Origin of the sequence: Roseateles sp., assembly GCF_046300915.1 — a bacterium.
In the GTDB taxonomy this organism is placed as follows: domain Bacteria; phylum Pseudomonadota; class Gammaproteobacteria; order Burkholderiales; family Burkholderiaceae_C; genus Kinneretia.
On sequence record NZ_JBKCLH010000219.1, the window covers coordinates 1 to 7,012 of the forward strand.

A 7,012-nucleotide genomic window follows, 5' to 3' on the forward strand; every position below is an offset into this window, starting at 1 on the left:
CCGAGAGCCCTCAGCCAAGGCCGGTTTTTCCACCCGCCAGGCCCAGGGATTGCCAGCACCGGGCTGCCGGGCTGCTATCGTGCGCACTGCGCTGCCAAAAGGCGGCTTTGCTCGACCCCCGTCTCCCTTCGCAGACCTCCATGTCCGTCCACGCGCCCCGGCGCCACGTCCTCTACGTCGAGGATGACCGCATCAATATCGTGCTGATGGAAGAGGTGTTCCGGCGTCTGCCGGAAGCCTGGTCGCTGGACTGCGTCGAGGATGGAGCCCAGGCCCTCAGCGTACTCGGCGAGCTGCGGCCGGACCTGCTGCTGGTGGACATGAATCTGCCGGACATGAACGGGCTGGAGCTGCTGTCGCGCCTGCGCGCAGCGCACCAGGAGCTGGCCGGTCTGCCCTGCGTGGCCCTGTCCGCCGACGCACTGCCCGAGCAGGTGCATGCCGCACGCGCAGCCGGCTTCACGGACTATTGGATCAAACCCATTGATGTGCTGCAGTTGGCCGAGGCGCTGCAGGCGCTGGACTTGTCCGGCTGCGGCAGCTGCGAACGGCCATAAAAAAACCCGGCCGGAGCCGGGTTCTGCGTGCATCGCGGCCGCCTCGGGAGGCGACCGGACAGCAAGTTCACTTGAGGTGGCTGTTGATCAGCTTGGTCATCTCGAACATATCGGCCTTGGCCTTGCCGAAGATCTCCTTCAGCTTGGCGTCGGCATTGATGATGCGCTTCTGCACCTCATCCTGCAGCTTGTTCTTCTTGATGTACTCCCAGACCTTCTTGGTCACGTCGGTGCGCGGCAGCGGTGCGGCACCGACGATGGCGGCCAGCGCGGAGCTGGGGGTCAGGGCCTTCATGAAGGCGGCGTTGGGCGTGCGCTTCTTGGCAGGAGCGGCGGCCTTCTTGGCCGGGGCTGCCTTCTTCGCGGGTGCTGCTGCCTTCTTGGCCGGAGCGGCCTTCTTCGCCGGTGCCGCCGCCTTCTTCGCCGGAGCGGCCTTCTTGGCCGGCGCCGCCTTCTTGGCGGGCGCAGCAGCCTTCTTCGCAGTTGCCATGTCGATTCTCTCCATCAAAGTTTGGTTGATGTGCCGGGTCCGGGCGAAGGTCGCGTACCTGCGTACAAGCCTTCAATCTCTCTGGCACCTAGCGCAGGCAATGGTACTGCGCGCCTACCGCATTGAGAAGGCTCTGCAAGGGGAGGAATGCCCCAAAAGACCGCTTGGAATGCGCTCTTTGTCGCGGCCCCGCATCAGATGCGCGATGGCCAGAGCAAATGCGCCCCCGCTTCACCCACATCACGGCATCCGACAAGTGCCATGGCGATCTCGAATTCATCGCGCAGAAGACGCAAGGCCTGGGCCACGCCGAGCGCGCCGGCCGTGGCCAGGGCGTGCACATAAGGCCGCCCCAGCAGCACCGCATCGGCACCCAGGCACAGGGCCTTGAGCACATCGCTGCCACGCTGGATGCCACCGTCCACCAGCAGGGGCAACTCGGGACCGACGGCCTCGCGCAGCAGGGGCAGCAGCTCGGCCGTGCTGGGTAGCGCGTCAAGGGTGCGCCCGCCATGGTTGCTCACCACCAGGCCGGCAGCACCGCGCCGCATGGCCTCGCGCGCATCCTCGGGATGACACAGGCCCTTGAGCAGCAGGGGTAGCGGGCTGCGCTCACGCAGCCAGTCAATCTCGGACCAGGTGGCGGCGCGCGGCATCAGACCATCAAACAGGGCACTCTGCCCCGGCGCCACGTCGAGCGGCTTCTTGCGCCCGCCCAGATTGACGGCACGCACATCGTCAGGCAGCTGAAAGCCGGCGCGGCGCTCGCGGTCGCGCGCGCCTTGCACCGGCGCATCGACGGTCAGCACCAGGGCCTCGAAGCCGGCAGCCTCCACGCGCTGCAGCAGCTCGGCCATGAAGCCCCGGTCGTCGCGCCAGTAGAGCTGGAACCACAAGGGGCCGCTCGTCGGCTCCTGACGCATGGCCCGCGCCACCGCCTCCATGGGCACGCTGGCCTGGGCGCTGAGAATCATGCCGGCGCCCTGCGCGGCCGCGGCATAGGCGCTGGCCAGCTCGCCGTCGGGATGGGCCAGGCGCTGATAGGCAATCGGGGCCAGCAGCAGGGGCGTCGGCCAGGTCTTGCCGAACAAGCTCGTGCGCGTGTGGCCGCCAGACAGATCGCGCAGCACGCGCGGCCACAGCTTGAGGGCGTCCCAGGCCGCGCGGTTGGCCCGCATGACCTGCTCGTCGGCGGCACCGCCATTGAGGTAGGCCCAGGCCGAGGGCGTCATGCGCGCCTGCGCATGGGCCTCGAAGTCGGCCAGATTCACGATGCCCTCGGGCAGGCTTTGCAGCGCGGGGCGCTCGCCGGCATCACTCATGTGTCGGCCCACATGCGCAAGAGGTTGTGATAGGTGCCGGTGAGCTGCACCGTGGCCTCGGACTCGCCGTGTTCGGCTCGCAGGCGCATCAGGCTCATGTCCATCTCGTAGAGCAGGCGGCGCTGCTCGTCGCTGCGCACCATGCTCTCGATCCAGAAAAAGCTGGCCAGGCGCGCGCCGCGGGTGACGGGGCTCACATGGTGCACGCTGGTGCCGGGGTAGAGCACCATATCGCCAGCGGCCAGCTTGACGCGCTGCTCGCCGAAGGTGTCCTGCACCACCAGCTCACCGCCGTCGTAGTCCCGCGGGTCGGCCAGGAACAGGGTGCAGGAGATATCGGTGCGCACGCGCTGCTGCCCACCGGGCAGGTAGCGCACGGCCTGGTCGACATGGGGGCCATAGAAATTGCTGGCACCGCCATAGCGATTGAACAGGGGCGGCAGCACCCGCTTGGGCAGGGCGGCCGAGAAAAAGATGGGGTGCCGCTCCAAGGCTTGCAGCACCAGCTGCTGCAGGGCCTGCGCCTCGCGGCTGCTGCCGCTGAGCTGCTCGTTGTTCTTGACCAGGGCGGCCTGGCTGCCGGCGGTGTTGCGACCGTCCTCCCAGGCCGCATTGCGCAGCAAGGCCTGGGCCTGGCTCAGGGCTTCGGGGGACAGGACTTGCTCGATCTTCAGAAGCATGGGCGCTTGGTCCTTCGCAAAAAAAAGGGCCCGAGGACGGACCCCGGGCCAACAAAGGCCTTGATGGAGAGAAGTTTAGCGAGCCGGCGCTGGCCGGCTCTGTCCTGGATCAGAACTTGTGCGCCAGGGTCAGCTGGTAGCTGCGCGGCTTGCCGGGCACATAGTGACCGCGGTAGAGCACGTCGGCATACAGCTTGTCCGTGATATTGGTGGCGTTGAACTTGAGGGACAGATTGCCCTGCACGTACTCGGCCATCAGATCGGCGGTGATGAACTTGGGCGCGGTGATGGTGGGTGCCAGCTGCGGGTTGTCCGCGCTGCGGGCATTCAGGCCGCCGCCGATGCGCCAGTGCTCATCCAGCTTGTAGGTGGTCCAGATGGTGCCGCTGTGGCGCGGGGTCAGGCCCGGGCGAGAACCCACGGCCTCGCCCTGCAGGCTCACGCCGTTGACGGCCGAGCCCTTGGTGACCTTGGCGTCTGGGATGTAGGCGTAGGAACCGAAGACCTCCCACTGCGGCGTGATGCGACCGGCCAGGTCCAGCTCGAAGCCAGCGGCGCGACGGGCACCGGACAGCACATAGTTGGTGGCATTGACCGTGAGTTCGTCGCGGTTGCGCTCGTTGTACTTCTCGGAGTGGAACAGGGCCAGGCGGGTGCTCAGGCGCCCCTCGAACAGGTCCAGCTTGGCGCCCAGCTCGATACTGCGGCTGCCCTCGGGCGGGGTGTTGCTGCCCAGCGCATCGAAGCGGTAGGTATCGCCCGAGGTGTTGAAGGAGGTGCCGTAGGAGAAGTGGTAGGACTGGGTGGCCGAGGGCTGATAAATCACGCCGGCGCGCTTGCTCCACAGGGAGTCCACGCGGGAGCGAACGGCCGCCACCTGGGTGACCGCACCCGCAGCGCTGCGCAGCTCGGGCTGGCTGTAGCGGCCATCAAAGCGGTCCCAGCGCAGGCCGGCCAGCAGCTTCCACTGCGAGCTCAGCTGGATCAGGTCCTGGGCATACAAGCCCAGGGCCTTGGCGTCGAAGTCGCTCACCAGGCGGGTGATGCGGCGCGACTCGTCGACGCTGGCACCGTCATTGGGCGTGCCGATGGTCGTCGAGGGCTTGAGCATCGTGGGGCTGTTGGGCGCGATGCCGTAGTTGTTGAACTTCTCCTGCGCCAGGTCCAGGCCCGCCTGGATGCTGTGGTTCAGATCGAAGAAGCGGTGCTTGCCGCTGTAGTCGCTCTGCAGATAGGCCGTCTCCATGTCCATGATCTTGGCGTGCACGCCACCGCCGGAGCGGTTGAGTCGTGTTTCGGGCGTCAAGGTCGAGGCAAAGACCGGGCTGGCAAAGCGGATGGCGCTGGCGCGCTGGTCGCGCTCGTAGTTGCCCACGCGCAGGGTGGTGCGCAGCTCGCGGTCGGTGCTGAAGCGGTGCACATGGCCCAGGGTGGCCAGGGTGACGGTGCTGGCGTTGTAGTCGCTGGCCGCGCCGTAGTAGTTGCGCGCGTCGATGGGCAACATCACCGGGGTGGAGTCCGTGGGGGACTTGCGCACCCAGGGCAGGCCGTAGTTGATGCCGTTGTCGTTGTCCAGGAAGTAGAAGCTGGCCAGGAACTCATTGGCCGTGCCCACGCCCATGCGATAGGCCGCGGCCACACCCTGCTTGTTGATCTTGTTGCCGTAGTTGTTGGCATCGGTGAGCATGGCGTTCACCCGCAGGGCCGCGTCCTCGCCGGTCTTGAGGTTCAGGTCGGCCGTCAGGCGGAAGTACTCGCCCGAGCCGATGGTGCTGGCCACCTCGCCCTTGTTGATCAGCACCGGCTCCTTGCTGACCTGGTTGACCGCGCCGCCGGTGGAGCCACGACCGAAGAGCATGGAGGCCGAACCCCGCAGCACTTCCATGCGCTCGTAGTTGAAGGTGTCGCGCTCGTAGAAGGCGGGGTCGCGCATGCCGTCCAGGAAGATGTCGCCGGTGGCCTGCAGGGAGAAGCCGCGCAGACGGATGTCTTCTTCGCCGCCCTCGGCCGCCAGGAAGGAGATGCCGGCCGTGTTCTTGAGTGCGTCCTTGAGCGTGTCCAGATTGCGGTCATCGATCAGACGCTCGGTCACCACCGTCACCGATTGCGGAATGTCGCGCAGCTCCTGCTTGCCCTTGCCGATGCGGGTTTCGGTGGCCTGATAGTCCTCCTTGCCGGCGCGCTCGGTGCTGGCCTTCGCGCGCACCACGGGCAGGGCGTTCTCGGTCTTGGCCGGCTCGACGGCGGGGGTCTGGGCCAGGGCGGCCGAGGCCAGGCCGAAACCGGCGGCCAGGGCGCCCAGGGGCAGCAGGGCCGCGGCCGGGCGCGACAGGCTGCCTGAGGTCTTGAGATGCTTGCGACGGGACATGAGAAAGGTACTCCGATGGGATAAATGGGCGCGACGCCGCCACGGCGGGCCTGGCTTCCGGCTTGGCCCGCTCGGACGCGGTCATCCGCGTTGCGTGAGAAAAACAGCTAGCGGGCGCGACCTGGGTCGCGCGGCTAATCAGGGCTTACTGAGCCTCAGGCTCGCTGACGAAGCCCACCTTGCTGAGACCGGCCTTGGAGGCATCCCCCAGGGTCTCGGCCACCAGGCGGTAGGGCACGTTCTGGTCGGCGCGCAGATGCACCTCGGGCTGGTTCGGCTTCTGGCCTTCGGCCGCAAAGCGGGCCTGGGCCTCGGCGCGGCTGAGGGCCTCGCCATTCCAGAAGCGCTGGCCGGCGGCGTCGATGGCGAACTCCACCTTCTCGGGCTTGAGTTCGTTGGCGGCGGCGCTGACCTTGGGCAGGTCCAGCTTGACGGCGTGGGTCAGCAGCGGCGCGGTGACGATGAAGATCACCAGCAGCACCAGCATCACGTCGATGAGCGGGACCATATTGATCTCGGCCACCGGCGCATTGCTGCGCTTGCTGTCAAAGGAGGCGAAGGCCATGACTTGCTTCTCCCTGCGCGGCTCAGGCGGTGGCAGGCTTGAGCGGGCGCACATTGGCGCCCTGCTGGGCGGCGGCGCCGGGCGCCTCGCCCAGGGTCAGGAAGCTGTGCAGCTCGTAGGCAAAGGCGTCCAGGCGGGCGCTGAACACGCGGTTGCCACGGTTGAAGGCGTTGTAGGCGATCACGGCGGGAATGGCCACGGCCAGGCCGATGCCGGTCATGATCAGGGCCTCACCCACCGGGCCGGCCACCTTGTCCAGGGTGCCGGCACCGCTCATGCCGATGGCCAGCAGGGCGTGGTACACGCCCCAGACCGTGCCGAACAGGCCCACGAAGGGCGCGGTGGCGCCGATGGTGGCCAGGGTGGTCAGACCCGACTCCAGGCGGGTGGTTTCCTCGTCCAGCACCTTCTTGATGGTGCGGGTGATGAAGTCATTGGCGCTGCCGGCCTCGGCCAGGCGCGCCGCGCCATGGCGGGCATGGTGGGCCTGGGCGTGCAGGGCATGGGCGCTCAGGTGCGAGAAGGGATCGCGTGCGCCGTGGGTGCTGATCTCGGCCTGCACCGCGTCCAGGGAGCGGGCGTTCCAGAAGAAGTCCAGAAAGCTCGCGCTGCGCTTGTTGCGCAGGTACTGGGTCAGACCCTTGGCGGCGATCAGGGCCCAGGAGGCCACGGACATGACAACGAGCACGCCCAGCAGGAACTTGCCGACGGCGTCGGACTGGGCGATGAAGTGGCCAAAGCCGGGATTGACGGGCGCCACGGTGGCGGCGGTGGTGAGTGCGGTGCTTGCGTCCATGGGAACTTCTTGCTTGGGATTCGGGGATGGGCTCAGCGGTCCAGCTCGTAGGACAGCAGGGCCGTGGTCTCCCATTCAATGGGCTGACCGTTCTCGGTATAGGGGGCGAAGCGGGCGCTGCGGATGTCCTGCAGGGCCTGCTGGTCCAGGCGGGCAAAGCCGGAGGACTTCCTGATCGAGGCGTCCTTGAGCAGCCCGCGGGCATCGACCACCACGCGCAGATGCACCAGGCCC

At 67.4% G+C, this 7,012-nt stretch carries 8 protein-coding genes; 1 reads left to right on the forward strand and 7 read right to left on the reverse strand.

Annotated features, from left to right (window positions below):
* The first annotated feature begins 140 nt into the window (after positions 1 to 140).
* On the forward strand, positions 141 to 557 hold the full coding sequence (locus ACK5F2_RS16615) for a response regulator (protein ID WP_409866618.1): 417 nt from the start codon (positions 141 to 143) through the stop codon (positions 555 to 557).
* A gap of 67 nt (positions 558 to 624) precedes the next feature.
* Here ACK5F2_RS16615 and ACK5F2_RS16620 read toward each other — a convergent pair whose 3' ends face one another.
* From ACK5F2_RS16620 to ACK5F2_RS16650, 7 genes are all read right to left on the reverse strand, one after another.
* Positions 625 to 1,047 (reverse strand): SWIB/MDM2 domain-containing protein, encoded by a 423-nt coding sequence (locus tag ACK5F2_RS16620; protein WP_409866620.1) that lies wholly within the window; start codon positions 1,045 to 1,047, stop codon positions 625 to 627.
* A gap of 194 nt (positions 1,048 to 1,241) precedes the next feature.
* The gene (locus ACK5F2_RS16625; protein WP_409866623.1) at positions 1,242 to 2,369 is read right to left on the reverse strand and encodes an alpha-hydroxy-acid oxidizing protein; all 1,128 of its coding nucleotides are present in this window, start codon (positions 2,367 to 2,369) and stop codon (positions 1,242 to 1,244) included.
* Positions 2,366 to 3,049, reverse strand: coding sequence for a Fe2+-dependent dioxygenase (locus ACK5F2_RS16630; protein WP_409866625.1), 684 nt, complete (start codon positions 3,047 to 3,049; stop codon positions 2,366 to 2,368). The genes ACK5F2_RS16625 and ACK5F2_RS16630 overlap by 4 nt, the downstream gene beginning before the upstream one ends.
* 109 nt (positions 3,050 to 3,158) lie before the next feature.
* On the reverse strand, positions 3,159 to 5,417 hold the full coding sequence (locus ACK5F2_RS16635; RefSeq protein WP_409866627.1) for a TonB-dependent receptor: 2,259 nt from the start codon (positions 5,415 to 5,417) through the stop codon (positions 3,159 to 3,161).
* A 145-nt stretch (positions 5,418 to 5,562) separates the two neighbouring features.
* Positions 5,563 to 5,982, reverse strand: coding sequence for an ExbD/TolR family protein (locus ACK5F2_RS16640; RefSeq protein WP_409866630.1), 420 nt, complete (start codon positions 5,980 to 5,982; stop codon positions 5,563 to 5,565).
* Between the two features lie 22 nt (positions 5,983 to 6,004).
* Entirely contained in the window at positions 6,005 to 6,778 is a 774-nt protein-coding gene (locus tag ACK5F2_RS16645; RefSeq protein WP_246030661.1) for a MotA/TolQ/ExbB proton channel family protein, read from the reverse strand.
* A gap of 32 nt (positions 6,779 to 6,810) precedes the next feature.
* Positions 6,811 to 7,012: energy transducer TonB (locus ACK5F2_RS16650; RefSeq protein ID WP_409866631.1), on the reverse strand; the 202-nt coding region annotated here is incomplete at its 5' end.